This is a genomic window from Chryseobacterium sp. T20 (genome assembly GCF_047345655.1).
In the GTDB taxonomy this organism is placed as follows: domain Bacteria; phylum Bacteroidota; class Bacteroidia; order Flavobacteriales; family Weeksellaceae; genus Chryseobacterium.
Map to the genome: position 1 here is coordinate 67,412 of NZ_JBLFDU010000014.1, position 15,011 is coordinate 82,422.

15 protein-coding genes are annotated in these 15,011 nt (G+C 35.6%); 12 read left to right on the forward strand and 3 right to left on the reverse strand.

What is annotated here, in order from left to right; translation table 11 throughout:
- The first annotated feature begins 18 nt into the window (after nt 1–18).
- From ACMA47_RS22480 to ACMA47_RS22515, 8 genes are all read left to right on the forward strand, one after another.
- Nucleotides 19–327 carry a hypothetical protein gene (locus tag ACMA47_RS22480; RefSeq protein ID WP_120233614.1) on the forward strand — a complete coding sequence of 103 codons (309 nt, stop codon included), beginning with the start codon at nt 19–21 and terminating at the stop codon, nt 325–327.
- A 9-nt stretch (nt 328–336) separates the two neighbouring features.
- Complete coding sequence (locus ACMA47_RS22485) at nt 337–750, forward strand: PaaI family thioesterase (protein WP_034695815.1); 414 nt, start codon at nt 337–339, stop codon at nt 748–750.
- Between the two features lie 89 nt (nt 751–839).
- The gene (gene pcaF, locus ACMA47_RS22490) at nt 840–2,045 is read left to right on the forward strand and encodes a 3-oxoadipyl-CoA thiolase (protein WP_413931573.1); all 1,206 of its coding nucleotides are present in this window, start codon (nt 840–842) and stop codon (nt 2,043–2,045) included.
- A 96-nt stretch (nt 2,046–2,141) separates the two neighbouring features.
- A complete protein-coding gene (locus tag ACMA47_RS22495; protein ID WP_129042285.1) occupies nt 2,142–2,735 on the forward strand; it encodes a transferase hexapeptide repeat family protein in 594 nt (197 codons plus the stop codon).
- 68 nt (nt 2,736–2,803) lie between these two features.
- Nucleotides 2,804–3,382, forward strand: a complete 579-nt coding sequence (locus tag ACMA47_RS22500; protein ID WP_413931574.1) for a transposase — start codon at nt 2,804–2,806, stop codon at nt 3,380–3,382.
- Between the two features lie 58 nt (nt 3,383–3,440).
- Nucleotides 3,441–4,268 carry an alpha/beta hydrolase gene (locus ACMA47_RS22505; RefSeq protein ID WP_413931575.1) on the forward strand — a complete coding sequence of 276 codons (828 nt, stop codon included), beginning with the start codon at nt 3,441–3,443 and terminating at the stop codon, nt 4,266–4,268.
- Between the two features lie 108 nt (nt 4,269–4,376).
- Complete coding sequence (gene paaZ / locus ACMA47_RS22510; protein ID WP_413931576.1) at nt 4,377–6,872, forward strand: phenylacetic acid degradation bifunctional protein PaaZ; 2,496 nt, start codon at nt 4,377–4,379, stop codon at nt 6,870–6,872.
- Nucleotides 6,873–7,073: 201 nt separating this feature from the next.
- Nucleotides 7,074–7,235 (forward strand): bacteriocin-like protein, encoded by a 162-nt coding sequence (locus tag ACMA47_RS22515; RefSeq protein WP_156121380.1) that lies wholly within the window; start codon nt 7,074–7,076, stop codon nt 7,233–7,235.
- A gap of 59 nt (nt 7,236–7,294) precedes the next feature.
- Here ACMA47_RS22515 and ACMA47_RS22520 read toward each other — a convergent pair whose 3' ends face one another.
- Nucleotides 7,295–7,972, reverse strand: coding sequence for a lysostaphin resistance A-like protein (locus ACMA47_RS22520; protein WP_413931577.1), 678 nt, complete (start codon nt 7,970–7,972; stop codon nt 7,295–7,297).
- 233 nt (nt 7,973–8,205) lie between these two features.
- Here ACMA47_RS22520 and ACMA47_RS22525 point away from each other — a divergent pair, with 233 nt between their 5' ends.
- The 3 genes from ACMA47_RS22525 to ACMA47_RS22535 are packed head-to-tail and all read left to right on the forward strand — an operon-like array spanning nt 8,206 to nt 12,407.
- Nucleotides 8,206–8,976 carry a DUF4241 domain-containing protein gene (locus ACMA47_RS22525; protein ID WP_413931578.1) on the forward strand — a complete coding sequence of 257 codons (771 nt, stop codon included), beginning with the start codon at nt 8,206–8,208 and terminating at the stop codon, nt 8,974–8,976.
- 2 nt (nt 8,977–8,978) lie between these two features.
- The gene (locus ACMA47_RS22530) at nt 8,979–9,665 is read left to right on the forward strand and encodes an SMUG2 DNA glycosylase family protein (protein WP_413931579.1); all 687 of its coding nucleotides are present in this window, start codon (nt 8,979–8,981) and stop codon (nt 9,663–9,665) included.
- Nucleotides 9,666–9,722: 57 nt separating this feature from the next.
- Entirely contained in the window at nt 9,723–12,407 is a 2,685-nt protein-coding gene (locus ACMA47_RS22535) for a DEAD/DEAH box helicase family protein (protein ID WP_413931580.1), read from the forward strand.
- Nucleotides 12,408–12,494: 87 nt separating this feature from the next.
- Here the strand turns inward: ACMA47_RS22535 and ACMA47_RS22540 are convergent, their stop codons facing one another.
- Together ACMA47_RS22540 and ACMA47_RS22545 are read right to left on the reverse strand one after the other, a co-directional pair.
- A complete protein-coding gene (locus tag ACMA47_RS22540; protein WP_413931581.1) occupies nt 12,495–13,316 on the reverse strand; it encodes a T9SS type A sorting domain-containing protein in 822 nt (273 codons plus the stop codon).
- Between the two features lie 36 nt (nt 13,317–13,352).
- Entirely contained in the window at nt 13,353–13,904 is a 552-nt protein-coding gene (locus ACMA47_RS22545; protein WP_413931582.1) for a phage tail protein, read from the reverse strand.
- Nucleotides 13,905–14,161: 257 nt separating this feature from the next.
- Here ACMA47_RS22545 and ACMA47_RS22550 point away from each other — a divergent pair, with 257 nt between their 5' ends.
- Nucleotides 14,162–14,926 carry an enoyl-CoA hydratase/isomerase family protein gene (locus tag ACMA47_RS22550; RefSeq protein WP_413931583.1) on the forward strand — a complete coding sequence of 255 codons (765 nt, stop codon included), beginning with the start codon at nt 14,162–14,164 and terminating at the stop codon, nt 14,924–14,926.
- The last annotated feature ends 85 nt before the right edge of the window (nt 14,927–15,011 follow it).

The following is a 15,011-nucleotide window of genomic DNA, read 5'->3' on the forward strand; positions in this document are numbered from 1 at the left end:
AATTTTCAAATTAATATCATGAATATAGATGAATTCAGAGCAGAGCTGGAGACTAGACTTTTAATTGAGAAACAGTATTTAACTCAGGAAGCCTCCTCCGTTGATGAGCAGGAAAGACTTGAGTTATTAGGGAAGTTTAATGAAAAATATAAAGAGTTGATCAAAAGATTGGCCAACGAAAATGGAATTGATTTAAACGAATCCTATCCCTCTGAAAATTCATCAGACTCAGAAAACCTTTCATACGGGCAGATTATTCTTGGGAAAACCATGAGTGTTTACGACAGATTATCAGACGAACTGTATGAAGAAATAATAAACATATAATTAACAGAAATGAATCCAAGACAAGTAGCAGATTATATGTTCAATCAGGATTATTTTTCCCAGTGGATGAATATCAAGATGATTGAAGTAAAAGAAAATTACTGTTTAATAGAAATGCCAATCAAGAAGGATATGCTGAACGGACTTAAAACAGTTCATGGCGGAGTTACCTTTGCGTTTGCAGACTCTGCGCTGGCATTTTCTTCCAACAATACCGGAGATGCTGCCGTAGCATTGAACTGTATCATCAATTTTACCAAAGCAGGAAAAGAAGGCGATGTTTTCAGAGCAGAAAGTGTCTTGGTAAATGATACAAGAAAAACAGCTGTTTATGACATTCAGATTACCAATCAAAACAAAGAGCTGATTGCAAAATTTGTAGGAACAGTGTACAAAATCGGAAAAAAAGTAACAGAATTATAATAAGCAGTAAGCTTGAAGCAATAGGCAGTAAGCTTTTTTGAAGCTGATAGAGCCTACTGCATATAGCTTATAGCCTAAAGCAAATAAAAATGAACAACGTATACATCATAGACTATGTCAGAACTCCCATCTCGAAACTGCAGGGAGGATTATCAGAAGTAAGAGCCGATGACTTGGCTGCTATTGTTATTAAAGAAGTAGTAGCTAGAAATCCTGAAGTTCCTGTAGAGGAAATTGAAGACGTTATTTTCGGATGTGCCAATCAGGCGGGTGAAGATAACAGAAACGTTGCAAGAATGGGACTTTTATTAGCTGGTCTTCCTTACAAAATTGGTGGAGAGACTGTAAACAGGCTATGTGCTTCAGGAATGTCTGCTGTAGCTAATGCATTCCGTTCTATTGCTGCAGGAGAAGGAGAAATTTATATTGCAGGAGGAGTAGAGCATATGACGCGTTCTCCTTATGTGATGTCAAAGCCAGGTGCAGCTTTCGGAAGAGACAGTCAGATGTTTGACACTACTTTCGGATGGCGTTTCATCAACCCAAAAATGAAAGAACTATACGGGGTTGACGGAATGGGAGAAACTGCAGAAAACTTAGCAGATATCCACCAGATCAATAGAGAAGATCAGGATAAATTTGCTCTTTGGTCTCAGCAGAAAGCGACAAAAGCTCAGGAAAGCGGAAGACTGGCAGAAGAAATTGTAAAAGTTGAAATTCCTCAGAGAAAAGGAGACCCAATCGTTTTTGAAAAAGATGAATTCATTAAGCCTACTTCATCTATGGAAGGTTTGGCAAAACTTCGTCCAGCTTTCAGAAAAGAAGGAACTGTAACTGCTGGAAACGCCTCAGGAATGAATGACGGAGCTGCTGCTTTGATTTTAGCAAGTGAAGAAGCCGTTAAAAAATATGGGTTGAAACCCAAAGCAAAAATTCTGGGATCTTCCGTAGCAGGTGTTGAGCCAAGAATCATGGGAATCGGACCTGTAGAAGCTACCCAAAAGCTATTGAAAAGATTAAACCTTTCTCTGGAAGATATGGATATCATCGAATTAAACGAAGCATTTGCAGCACAGGCACTGGCTGTAACAAGAAGCTTAGGGTTGAAAGATGATGACGCAAGAATCAATCCGAACGGAGGGGCTATTGCCATTGGCCACCCACTGGGAGTTTCCGGAGCAAGAATCGTAGGTTCTGCAGCAATGGAACTTCAGAAACAGGATAAAAAATATGCATTGTGTACCCTTTGTATCGGCGTAGGTCAGGGATATGCAATGGTCATCGAAAAAGTATAATGAATTTGAAAGTGAGTTAATTTGAGAATTTGAAAATGTTTAAAACCATTATTAATTTTCAAATTATCCCATTCTCAAATTTTCAAATTAAAAAATATGAACATCTACTCATACCATGGGATTCGTCCCATTATAAAGAAATCTGCATACATTCATCCGCAGGCAGTCATTATCGGGAATGTAGAAATAGGTGAGGAAGTATATATTGGTCCCAACGCGGTAATCCGTGGCGACTGGGGGAAAATTATCATTAAAGATGGCGCTAATGTACAGGAAAACTGTACCCTTCACGTTTTCCCGAATATAGAAACGATCCTGGAAGAATCTGCACACATCGGACATGGCGCGATTATTCATTCAGGACATATTGGAAAAAACTGTCTGATCGGAATGAATTCTGTGGTCATGGACAAAGCCTATATCGGCGACGAAAGTATTGTCGGAGCATTGGCTTTTGTACCAGCCAATTTCAGATGTGAACCAAGAAAACTGGTGGTAGGAAGCCCTGCAAAAGTCATCCGTGATGTCTCTGATGAAATGATTCATTGGAAAACAGAAGGAACAAAATTATATCAGGAGCTGGCAAGAGAAGGAAAAGAAGCTATTCTGCCTTGCGAACCGTTTACAGAATATGTTCAGCAGATTCCAACTAAAATTGTGGATTACAGCATCTGGGATGATATAAAATAGTAGTATACAAGAAAACCAAACAGGTTTCTAAAACCTGTTTGGTTTAAAATTTTAATATCGGATTTAAAATGATTAATACAGAAAATTTTGAATTTGAAGGTACATATCACATTTTCTCTCATGTAAATGGGACTGAAGTTATTTTTCGTGAACCCTCAAATTATCAATTTTTTCTGGAAAAGATAGAAAAATATATTCTTCCGGTCGCTGATATTTATGCTTATTGTCTATTGCCTAATCATTTTCATTTGTTGTTAAGATTTAAGAATTTTGATGATGTGAATAGTGAAAATGAGCATCAGTTTTTAATGAAGCATTTTGGTAATTTATTGAATGCTTATGCAAAAGCTTACAACAAAAAATATAATAGAAAAGGAGCTCTTTTTCTGAATGCGGTAAAACGAAAGAAAATATCTGATGAAAAATATTTATTGAAAGTTTTCCATTATATCCATAATAATCCGATAAATCACGGATTTGTAAATAAAATTGATCAATGGAAGCATTCTTCATATAATTCATATTTAAATTCTGAAAAAGAAAGTAAATTGAATAGAAAGGAAATCATGCGATATTTTGATTCGGTAGAAGTTTTTAGAAATTATCATAAGTCTACTATTGAATATGATTTTTTAAATTTTGAATAATTGCTAATAATCAAACCTAACGGGTTTTTAAAACCCGTTAGGTTTAACAAAAATAAATATGATTAAAAAAATTGCGCTTGCATGCAGCATCATGTTTGCGGTGGGGTGTACATTATCAGCACAGACTGTTGCTACAAAACCGCTTACAATAGGAGAAGTGAGGACCATTAAGTCCAAAACATTAAATGAAGACAGAACGCTGAATATTTATCTTCCACAGGGATATGATAAAACAAAATCATACCCGGTGATCTATTTATTGGATGGAAGTATGAACGAAGATTTTATTCACGTTACAGGATTAGTACAATTCTTTAATCAGATGTATTCCATGCCGGAAACTATTGTGGTGGGAGTTGCTAATGTAGACAGAAAAAGGGATTTTACTTTTCATACGGATTTAAAAGACTTACAGAAAGACTATCCTACAACGGGACATTCTGATAAGTTTATTGCATTCGTTGAAAAAGAATTAAAACCTTATGTGGAAAGTCAGTTTAAAACTACAGATAAATACCTTTTTGGTCAGTCTCTGGGAGGACTTCTGGCAACGGAAATTCTTTTAAAAAAACCGGAAATGTTCAATAACTATTTTATCATCAGTCCAAGTTTATGGTGGGATGATGAAAGTCTTTTAAAACAGGCTCCACAACTGCTTTCAAAATCTCAGGATACGAAAAAGTTTGTGTATGTTTCTGTTGGAAAAGGTGAACATCCGGTGATGGTAAAAGACGCAGAAGCTTTCTATGATGTTTTGAAAAAAGCAGGAAAGAAAAACTGGACGTTGGAATATAAAATGATGGAAACAGACAATCATGCAACCATTCTTCACAGAAGTTTATATGAAGGATTGGTGAAAATGTTTCCATATCAGGAACCAAAATAATTTGTAACTGAAATAATAATACGGATTCAAACCTTATAGGTCTCGAAGACCTATAAGGTTTAGATGAAATTATTAAAAAGATTAATCTAAGCAAAAGTAAAAAACTATATGGAAAAGTTAAAAAACTATATCTACGGACAATGGGTAGAAGGTACCGGAAGCGGAGTTCCCTTGTACAATGCCGTTACAGGAGAACAGGTAGCTGTTTCCGATACAGAGGGACTTAATTTTGAACAGGCTCTTGATTACGGAAGAACCGTAGGATATAAAAATCTTTCTTCAATGACTTTCTACGACCGTGGGGAAATGCTGAAAAAAGTAGCTCTTTATCTGTTAGAAAGAAAGAAAAAATATTATGATTTATCATACAAAACAGGAGCTACCCACGTAGATTCATGGGTGGATATTGAAGGAGGTTTCGGAACTTTCTTTACCTACTCCGGACTGGCAAAAAGAATGCTTCCCAATACCTCATTTTGGGTAGATGGAGACACTCAGAAGATTTCTGCTAACGGAACTTTCTTGGGAACTCACATTTTGACACCAAGTGAAGGAGTTTCTGTACAGATTAATGCCTATAACTTTCCGGTATGGGGAATGTTGGAAAAACTTTCCACTTCCTTATTGGCTGGAGTTCCTTCTATTGTAAAACCATCTCCTTTCGGATCTTACCTTACCAATGCAGTGTTTCAGGATATGATTGAAAGTGGAGTATTGCCTGAAGGAGCTGTTCAGTTAGTGTGTGGAGAACCGGGAAATATCTTAGATTATGTGCAGGATGGAGATTCTGTATTGTTCACAGGTTCAGCCAATACAGGAAGAAAATTAAAATCACTTCCGTCTATTGCAGGAAATGCGGTTCGTTTCAACATGGAAGCAGATTCATTGAACTGTTCTATCTTAGGATTGGAAGCAAAACCGGGAACACCTGAATTCGATCTGTTCATCAAAGAAGTTCGTAACGAAATGACGACAAAAGCTGGACAGAAATGTACTGCAATCAGAAGAATCATCGTTCCTGAGCATTTAATCGGTGACGTTCAGAATGCTTTGTCTAAAGCTTTGGATCAAACAAAAATCGGAAACCCATTAAGCAGAGAAACCAAAATGGGATCTTTGGTGGGAAGACAGCAGTACGAAGAAGTTCTGAGAAAAGTAAATATTTTAAAATCAGAAACAGAACTTGTCTATGATGGAAAACACGAGCTGGTAGATGCTAACTATGAAAATGGAGCATTTATGAGTCCGAAATTATTCCTGAATGACAAGCCTTTCGAAAAAAATATCTCTCACGATGTAGAAGCTTTCGGGCCGGTATCTACATTAATGCCGTATAAAGATGCTGAAGAAGCAGCTGCATTGGCAAAGAGAGGAAAAGGAAGTTTGGTAGGATCTATTATTTCTCATGACGAGAACTTTATCGCAGAAACTTCCTGGAAAATGGCTTCCCAACATGGAAGAATCTTTGTACTGAACAGAGATAATGCCAAGGAAAGTACTGGTCACGGTTCACCGCTTCCGACCTTGATGCACGGAGGTCCTGGTAGAGCAGGTGGCGGAGAAGAAATGGGTGGACTGAGCGGTCTTCATTTCTTCCTACAGAAAACAGCAATTCAGGGATCACCGGATGTGTTGAAAGCAATTACTAAGATCTACCAGCAGGGAGCAGAGAAAAAATTCTCAGATAAACATCCTTTCCAGAAATATTTTGAAGAAGTAGAAGTAGGAGATTCTTTAGAAACAGCGGGAAGAACAGTTACTGATGCAGATATTGTTAACTTCTCTAATGTTTCATGGGATCATTTCTATGCGCATACAGATGCTACAAGTTTAACAGGTACCATCTTTGATAAAACTGTTGCTCACGGATATTTTATCCTTTCAGCAGCAGCAGGATTATTCGTTTCAGGGAAAAAAGGACCTGTTATTGCTAACTATGGATTGGAAGAATGTAGCTTCTTCAAACCTGTATATGCAGGAGATACTATTACGGTGTATTTGACAGCAAAAGAAAAAATCAACAGAGGTGTAAAAGGAAGAAATATTCCTTCCGGCGTTGTAAAATGGCTGGTTGAAGTGGTGAATCAAAGAGATGAGGTCGTTTGCGTGGCAACAATTTTAACATTGGTAGCAAAACAATCTCCTTTCATCGATCTGAATGTTAAAAACGTTCAGAAAATACTGAATGGATTAACAGAAACTACACCTTCTCTTTGGGGAAAAATGTCTCCACAGCAGATGATTGAGCATCTTGAGAAAGCAGTATTGGTAAGTTTTGGAGAGCCGGAGGCAGAAAAATGCTTCACTCCGGAAGAAAATCTTGAAAAATGGCAGGATTCTCTTTATAACCACAGAGCAATGCCAAAAGAATTTACAGCTCCATTCCTTCCACAGGATGGCTCACTTCCGGAACTTACTCACAAAAATCTGGAAGCAGCAAAACAGTCATTCATAGATAATGTGAAGAAATTTGTGATCTATTACAAAGAAAATCCACAGGCAGAGCACATGAATTACGTTTTCGGAAAACTGAATAAAGAGATGTGGGAGCTGATGCATAAAAAACATTTTACCCACCACTTCCAGCAGTTTGGATTGATTTAATTCAGGAAAATATAAGTTTGAAATCCCTTTCAGTAATTGAAAGGGATTTTTTAATGGACGATTACCCTTGATAAGGATGTTGGTTGATTGCAATGTGTTTTATTTCAGTTAGTTATTTTGTTTTTATTTGAAAATTATTAACTTTAATAGGCGAAATCCGAAAAGCATATAGAGTAGGAGAGAACATCAAAACAAACCACTATGAAAAACTTAAAAAAACTTTCAAGACATGAGTTGAGATCTCTTAAAGGTTCCGGACCAAACTGGTCTTGTGCCCTTAATCCTTGTCCTCCCGGAAGCTGTTGTCTTCCTGGAAGATGGCCTGATATTGCCAGAGCATGTTATATATGTGCTGATTCTTAGATTTTTTAAACTTAAAATATACATAAAGCTGCAATTTCTTTTGATTTGCAGTTTTATTTTTATGATTTATTCCTAGTTTTAAAATATCCATACATTAAAAGAGGTAAAGCAAATATTTGAAACAAAAAGATAAGCAATGAAGGAATTCCTTCCAGATGGTTTACATTGGCTTTCATGAAGAGTTGTTGGCCTAACGGACCGTTTGAAAATACAATAATATTAAACAAATTCCAGCCCAGATGGAGACCTATTGGAAGATATAGAGATTGAGTTTTAGCAAAAGATATAGCCAGCATCCACCCAAAGATGGCGGTCATCACAAAAATAATTCCCATTTGAAAAGGATTCCCGAATGCATTATAAGAAAACCAATGATAGATTCCGAAGCAGGCAGCAGATAAAAGACAGGCTTTTGTAATTCCCCATTTTTCAATAGCAAGGTAAAGCAGAGCTCCTCTGAAAAGTAATTCTTCAAACAATACAGATTTTATAACCCACCATGAGTTCATTAATGCAGCAGAGAATGTTAACTGTTTATTTAAAATCCAGCTGTTATTGATAAAGGATGTTGTCATGATATGATAAAGGCTGCAAATGGTAGCCGCCAAAAGAAGACCAATGCTCCAATGAACAAGCCTTGTTGGGTTAGGTTTAAATCCTAAAACAGAAAGATCCTTTTTTGCTATAAACTTAAGGAGAAGCCATGAAATGATAAGCTCAATGATAATTCCAATCATAGGTTAAAAGTTTTTAGTTGAGTGAAATTGCTATTTCATTGAAAACGAATTTAATAAAAAAATAATATGAATTAAAACTTGGGAATGGGATGATAAAATATGATGATTCAGTTTCTTTTTGATCAATAATTATTTGAGTGAATGATTAAGTTGTAATAGATTCTTAGTTTCAACTTCTTCTTTCTCTTGTAAAAAAGTACTAATTTTAAGATTCAATCATAAAATCAAGAGCAATGAATGAAAATTGGATGCAAAAATGGGAAGGAGTAAAAAATATTCTGGTTTGCCCTACAGATCTTGAAACATATTTTACTTCTGATGAAATTCTGGGGCAGAAAATGGAGGTGATGGAAATCGGAAATGTTTCTCTTCCTTCCGGAAAAGTGGTGATAAGAGATCCGCTGGTGTCTCTGAATGCCAATCAATCGCCTTATTTTATTCAGGCTCCGAAAGGGAATTTTCCTGTAACTATTGCTGTAGTAAAATCTGAAGATTGGGGAAATAGATATGCTGTTGTAAAAGTTGAATTTACCAAAGAAAAACCTGTTATTTATAGAGAGGCCCTGGTTGGGATTGAAGAATTGGAGGGGGTAACCAATGAAGATTTTTTTGGCTTTGAGGTAGATGCTGGTTTAGGTTGTATTGCGGATAAAGAAGTGCTTCCTTTTGTAGATCAATTTGTTGATGAAATAAATGTAGACAATGTTTATGATGATTATTTTGCAGGGCTTTTCTCACAAAGCTATAAAGATTATCCCAACAATCAGAGAGAAGCAGGAGACTGGATCAATTGGACGGTTCCGAATACCAATTATCAGATTCCGATGTTTGCTAGTGGCTTTGGTGACGGCAGCTATCCTGTTTATTTTGCTTATGATGACAATGGAGAGATATGTGGTTTATACATTCAATTTATTGATATTGAATTGGCTTTAAGTGAAGAAGATGAAGATGAGGATATTGACGACGATCAGCCTGAAAATTTTATTTTTTCTAAAAACTAAATATGAATACAACTTTTGCAGACCATGTTATTACGTTCAATGAAAGCCTGAACTATACAGGAGATTTACCTGAAGGTTTTGATGTTTTGAATCCGTATCTGGAAAATCCTGAAACATTAATGGTAATGCAGAAGTTTTATCATAAATATTATAATGATTCATCTCGAAGAAAATTTATCATTGGAATTAACCCAAGCCGTCATGGCGCTGGAGTAACAGGAGTTCCGTTTACCGATACCAAAAGATTGGAAAGTGTCTGCGAAATCAAAATGGAATCTGCTCATACCCATGAAATTTCTTCCGTGTTTATGTATGACATGATAGAGGGCTATGGTGGAGCTGATATTTTTTACAAAGATATTTATATCAACTCTCCATTTCCATTGGCCATCGTAAGAAAAACAAAAAACGGATGGCTGAATGCTAATTACTATGATGATAAAAAACTCTTCGAAGCGGTAAAAGACTTTATGATTGAATCTCTGAAGAAGCATATCAGTCTTACTCTCGACACATCAGAGGTTTTTATCCTGGGTAAGAAGAATGCTGATTTTATTTCAAAATTAAATAAAGAAGCAAAACTGTTCGATAAAATGACGGTATTGGAACATCCAAGATATATCCAACAGTACAAATTGAAAGAAAAACAGCTTTATATAGACAAGTATATTTTAGCTTTGCAGAAATGAAACATGAGATCACATGATTTTCTATGATTGTATGCTTAGTTTTATTAAATTGTGATTATGAATGTTTTCCCTAAAAACACTACTTTTAAATACGACTGGCGAACTTATCAGAAGAAAATTTTAGACAATATGGATGACTATCTGCACGATAATCATCTCCATATTTCGGCTCCTCCTGGTTCTGGGAAAACTATTCTTGGATTGGAAATAATGCTGAGACTTGGTGAGCCAACATTGATTGTTACTCCCACGCTAGCGATCAAAAACCAATGGATTCAGAGATTTTGTGAACTTTTTCTGGATACAGAAACTATTCCTGAATGGATATCTTCTGATATTAAAAATCCTGGAATTATAACTGTTACCACTTATCAGGGCATTCATTCTGCTTCTGGAATAGATGAACAAGACGAAGATCTGATAAAAAAATCTTCAAGAATCTCAGTTGCAGAAATTATTAAAAAGCTAGAGAAGCAAAAAGTGGGCACTCTTATTCTGGATGAAGCGCATCATTTGAAAAATGCCTGGTGGAGAAGTCTAATGGAATTGAAAAATAAAATTAGTCCTACAGTTGTTGCTCTTACCGCGACACCTCCTTTTGATGTTTCTGGTTCCGAATGGCAAAAATATATTCAACTGAATGGCCCTATTGATATAGAAATTTCTGTTCCTGAATTGATGATTGAAGGAGATCTTTGTCCTCATCAGGATTTGGTTTATTTTACTTCGCCCTCAAAAGAGGAGGAGAAAAAAATTGAATACTATCATCATCATGCAGCCACATTTTTCGAAGAAGTTCAAAATGATGATACACTGCTTGAAGCTCTTGAACAGCATCCTGTTTATCAGCATCCAGCTGTGTATTTGGAATGGATTTACGAAAATATATCATCGTATACTTCGGGACTTGTTTATCTTCATTTCAGAGGAAAGGAGATTTTGGATATCCATTTTAATATCATTGGAGACCAACAAAAATATGTTCCTGAATTTGATTTCTTCTGGATGGAAGAACTTCTTGATTTTTATCTGTTATTGGATGAAATTAATTTTAAAAAATATGAGGAGCACCGGGCAGATCTTGGGAATAAGCTCAGAAGATTGGGGTTTCTTGAACAAAGAACAATCAGTTTTTATAATAGTAAAAATGTAAATCAGATTCTTAATTCAAGTATTGGAAAACTTCAGGGCATAAAGGAAATTGCAGATTTTGAGTTTTCAGTTCTTAAAGAAGACCTCAGAATGGTAATTCTCACGGATTTTATTAAAAAAGAATATCTGAGCAATAGTACCGAGAATATAGTAAGTCTTGATAAAATTGGAGCGATTCCAATATTTGAAAAACTTAGAAGAGAAAATTCGCAAAATAAAAAAATAGGTATTCTTACAGGTAGTTTGGTGCTCGTACCTTCGAGTGCAAAGGATATGTTTGATCAGCTTTGTGTAAAAAAGAGTATATCTGGAGTATCTTTTTCAGCTCTCTCCTATGATCAGAGTTATTTGATAATTAGTCTTACAGATCAGATAAAACATGATGTGGTTCATATAATAACTGAGATTTTTCAATGTGGAGGAATTCAGGTCTTAATTGGGACAAAGTCTTTGTTAGGAGAAGGTTGGGATGCACCCAAAATGAATAGCCTTGTGCTGGCCAGTTTTGTAAGTTCTTTTGTGCTCTCTAATCAAATGAGAGGTAGGGTTATCAGAACAGATAAAGATAATATAAACAAAACAGGAAATATCTGGCATCTGATATGTTTTGATTCCTATGATATTGATGGTGGACAGGATTTCAGTAATATAAAGAAAAGATTTAAAACTTTTGTTGGGATTTCCTACAAAGATGAGGTTACCATTGAAAATAATTTTGAACGACTCAATATTAAAACGATAGAACGTAAAGAAGAATTACCAGAAATCAATCAGATATTCTTTGCATGGGCAAAAGACAGGACAGCTCTTGCTCAGCGATGGAAAACTGCCCTTGATAAAGGAAGTGTTTTGGTGGAAGAAATTGAGGTCCCTTCAGTTAATATGACAGGTATGGGGAAAGTGCGGATGGATTATCTGGGTAAAATGAGTGGGAATTTTGCAAAAATAATGGTTTCTTCCCTATTGCTATTTTGTCAGGATCTTCTGATGGGACTTCTCAGAAATATTGATGAAATTAAATCTGTAAAAAGTTTTTCATTACTGGTTTCTCTATTTGGCATTGCAGGTATAGTTGTTTATGGAGGGAAACTATATAGGTCTACAAAACAGTATTTAAGATGTAAAAATGTTGGAAGACAGCTTAGTTCCCTTGCTGAAATAATCCTATATGGCTTGATCCATGAAAAAGTAATCCGTACCTCTATTGAAAAACTTAGAATTGTAAGTTCTTCAGATAAAAATAAAAATGCATTTTGCTATCTGGACGGAGGAAGTCAGTATGAAAATGCCCAGTTTATACAAACTTTACAGGAATTGGTATCACAAATAGATAATCCAAGATACCTATTGAAACAAAAGAAAGGGTTATTATTTTTGAAGAAAGATATGTATTATCCAATACCTGAGATTTTTGCAAAAAATAAAAAAAATGCAGAATTTTTTAAAAAACTATGGGATAAAATGATAGGGAAATCTGAGCTGGTTTTCACAAGAACTATCGACGGACGTAAAATCTTATTAAAATTGAGATTCCAGGCTTTACTCAATAGAAACGGAAGGATAGAGCATCTCCATAAATGGACCCGATAAAATGACAAAATCCCTTCGTCGAAAGGGATTTGTCATTCATGAATTAGAATCTTTGTGGGAATATGGAACTTGTGAAATTTCTTACGATTAGTTTTTAATAACTTTGGTAGATTCTGTTGCTGTCTTAATGATATAAACTCCTTTTGGAAGCTCTGAAATATTAACTTCATTATTTCCCTTTTGAGTTTGTATAGTTTTCAGCATTTTACCATCCAGACCATAGATTTTAGCTTCATTGGCTTTTTCTGTAGTGATAGAAATAGGTCCGTGGGTTGGATTAGGATAAACAGTCAAGTCTTTTTTAATGCTTTTAGCTTCCGAAGTCCCCAGTACCAGATTGCTGTCTTTCACCCAGGTGAAAGCATCCAAACCTACATATCGGAAAGCTCCGTTTGCGGTGATTTGTAATTCATCAATCACAATGTTTGAATAATTCTGACCATTTAAGTTGGTGAGATCAATCAAAGTGTATCCATTTGTACTTCCTAAGCTGGTTGCAAATCCGGTAGTTTTTGTTTGCGTAAATTTTGTTACTCCGCTTAATTTTCCGGTTATAGTCAGATTTCCTGCTACATTAAGGTCCAGGTTCAATGCAGAAAGATACATCCAGAATCGGTTTACTTTAAACAAATTAGAAGTGGTTTTTATACTGAATGATGGCGGAGATTGAGTATCGTTGGAATTATCAATGTATCTGTTATCATTGGCTGTTCCGCTCCATCCGGTTCCCGGGAAATTCCCCTGAATATCAAAAACACTTACATGTGAAATGATATTGAAAATGACTCCATTATCGGTGAAGCTTGTACTTCCGTTCGATTCTGTCTCAAATTGTTCCGTACTGGTCTGCCCGAATGAGAAAATTGAAATGAGCAGACTACAGATTGTTAAAAAAGTAGTGCTTTTCATGATTTTTGTTTTAAATGTTAGGTTATTGTATAGATATTAATCTCTTGGAGGATAAATACCTTCAACACAAATGATATAATTTAAACCTAGATAAGGTGGCATATTATTCACAGGCAGATTTTGTCCTATGAAGGCAATACTTTGATTATTAATAATCGTATCAGGGTTAGCATCATTCACAAAACTAGGTACTGCATTGAAATCTCTTCCCACTTGTGTTCCTGAGATAGCAATTGTTGAAGTGGCCATAGGGGTAGATGAATTGGCATTTTTATTAGCTACTTTAAGCTGAAAGCCGGCACCTATACTTGGAAGGTTGGATGTTAAAAGGGTATTTTGTGTGGTTCCTGATACTACTCCCAAAGGATAAAATTGGTTGGCATTTACATTTCCTGCTCCTAAGGCCATACGTCCTTTTAAGTTAGGTAGAGCGAACGTAGTAATACCGTCTCCACCATAAGTTGTTCCTAAAATAGAGAATAAGGCAGAATTTCTTGAAATGCTTATTAGACTTCCGTCACAAAACATCCAGCCTCTAGGTGCGAAATTTCCTGCAAATAATTTTACAATTCCAATGTACTCTTCCATGATGATATTTTTTTAGTTTTTAAATTTCTTACTCTTTTAAAGGCTTTTCAGAATCCGCCTTTTGATTATTTATTCTCAGTTCAAAGGAACGATTAATAGTAGGGTGGTGCTAGAGTAGAAAATACCAAATTAAAAACTCCGTATTTCTACGTAATAGATGTTGTGAAATATGCGCGTTAAAAAAAGAAAATTTATACTTTAAGTTTCTCTGAACGAGCTGTATTTCGTATTTTTGTAAGAATCCAATAAAAATAAAAATGAGCGAATTTGTAGCATCAGAAATTAAAAATAATATTGCCGAAATCACTTTCGGAACACCCAAAAGCAACTCTCTTCCGGGAGCAATTTTAGAAAAACTGGCAGAAACCATCCTTGAAGAAGGAGCAAAAGAAGAAGTGAAAGCTATTTTAGTAAAAAGTGTAGGTGAGAAAGCGTTTTGTGCAGGAGCAAGTTTTGATGAGCTATTAGCCATTGAGGAACTGGAAGCTTCCACGAAATTTTTCGGAGGTTTTGCTAAAGTTTTAAATGCAATGAGAAACTGCGGAAAAATTGTAGTGGTAAGAGTTCAGGGGAAAACTACCGGTGGAGGAGTAGGAATTGCCTGCGGAGCAGATTATTGTTTTGCTACTAAAGATTCAGCGCTGGCACTTACTGAAATCAATCTTGGAATCGGACCTTTTGTAATTGGGCCTTATGTTGAAAGAAAAATAGGGAAGTCACAATTCTCTGCAATGGCAATTGATGCAGACTTCAGATCTGCAGAATGGGCTGAGCAACATAATGTTTATCATTCCGTTTCAGAGACTATTGAGGAAATGGATGAAAAGCTAGAGAAGTTTTTACAGACTTTAGCGTCAAGAAGCAGTGATGCTCTAGCGCTAATTAAAAAAGTTTCTTGGGAAGGAACAGATCACTTCAATGAGCTAATGCCGGCAAGAATTCATATGAGTGCCAGTCTTATCCTTGAAGATTCTGCAAAGAAAAATATTGAGTCTATTAAAGAAAGATTAAGAGTGAAGTAATTTTTTTAATTGTTTTAAAAAAGTATTTTATCTAGATATGATCCGGGAAGCATTTGCTTTTCCGGATTTTTTATGCTTTATCAGA

Excerpts from the sequence above, each read along its gene's own strand:
- ACMA47_RS22520 (WP_413931577.1), bottom strand. The coding sequence starts at position 7,972 with ATGATTGGAATTATCATTGAGCTTATCATTTCATGGCTTCTCCTTAAG.
- ACMA47_RS22535 (WP_413931580.1), top strand. The coding sequence starts at position 9,723 with ATGAATGTTTTCCCTAAAAACACTACTTTTAAATACGACTGGCGAACT.
- ACMA47_RS22540 (WP_413931581.1), bottom strand. The coding sequence starts at position 13,316 with ATGAAAAGCACTACTTTTTTAACAATCTGTAGTCTGCTCATTTCAATT.
- ACMA47_RS22550 (WP_413931583.1), top strand. The coding sequence starts at position 14,162 with ATGAGCGAATTTGTAGCATCAGAAATTAAAAATAATATTGCCGAAATC.
- ACMA47_RS22495 (WP_129042285.1), top strand. The coding sequence starts at position 2,142 with ATGAACATCTACTCATACCATGGGATTCGTCCCATTATAAAGAAATCT.
- ACMA47_RS22505 (WP_413931575.1), top strand. The coding sequence starts at position 3,441 with ATGATTAAAAAAATTGCGCTTGCATGCAGCATCATGTTTGCGGTGGGG.
- ACMA47_RS22500 (WP_413931574.1), top strand. The coding sequence starts at position 2,804 with ATGATTAATACAGAAAATTTTGAATTTGAAGGTACATATCACATTTTC.
- ACMA47_RS22530 (WP_413931579.1), top strand. The coding sequence starts at position 8,979 with ATGAATACAACTTTTGCAGACCATGTTATTACGTTCAATGAAAGCCTG.
- ACMA47_RS22525 (WP_413931578.1), top strand. The coding sequence starts at position 8,206 with ATGAATGAAAATTGGATGCAAAAATGGGAAGGAGTAAAAAATATTCTG.
- pcaF (WP_413931573.1), top strand. The coding sequence starts at position 840 with ATGAACAACGTATACATCATAGACTATGTCAGAACTCCCATCTCGAAA.
- ACMA47_RS22515 (WP_156121380.1), top strand. The coding sequence starts at position 7,074 with ATGAAAAACTTAAAAAAACTTTCAAGACATGAGTTGAGATCTCTTAAA.
- ACMA47_RS22545 (WP_413931582.1), bottom strand. The coding sequence starts at position 13,904 with ATGGAAGAGTACATTGGAATTGTAAAATTATTTGCAGGAAATTTCGCA.
- ACMA47_RS22485 (WP_034695815.1), top strand. The coding sequence starts at position 337 with ATGAATCCAAGACAAGTAGCAGATTATATGTTCAATCAGGATTATTTT.
- paaZ (WP_413931576.1), top strand. The coding sequence starts at position 4,377 with ATGGAAAAGTTAAAAAACTATATCTACGGACAATGGGTAGAAGGTACC.
- ACMA47_RS22480 (WP_120233614.1), top strand. The coding sequence starts at position 19 with ATGAATATAGATGAATTCAGAGCAGAGCTGGAGACTAGACTTTTAATT.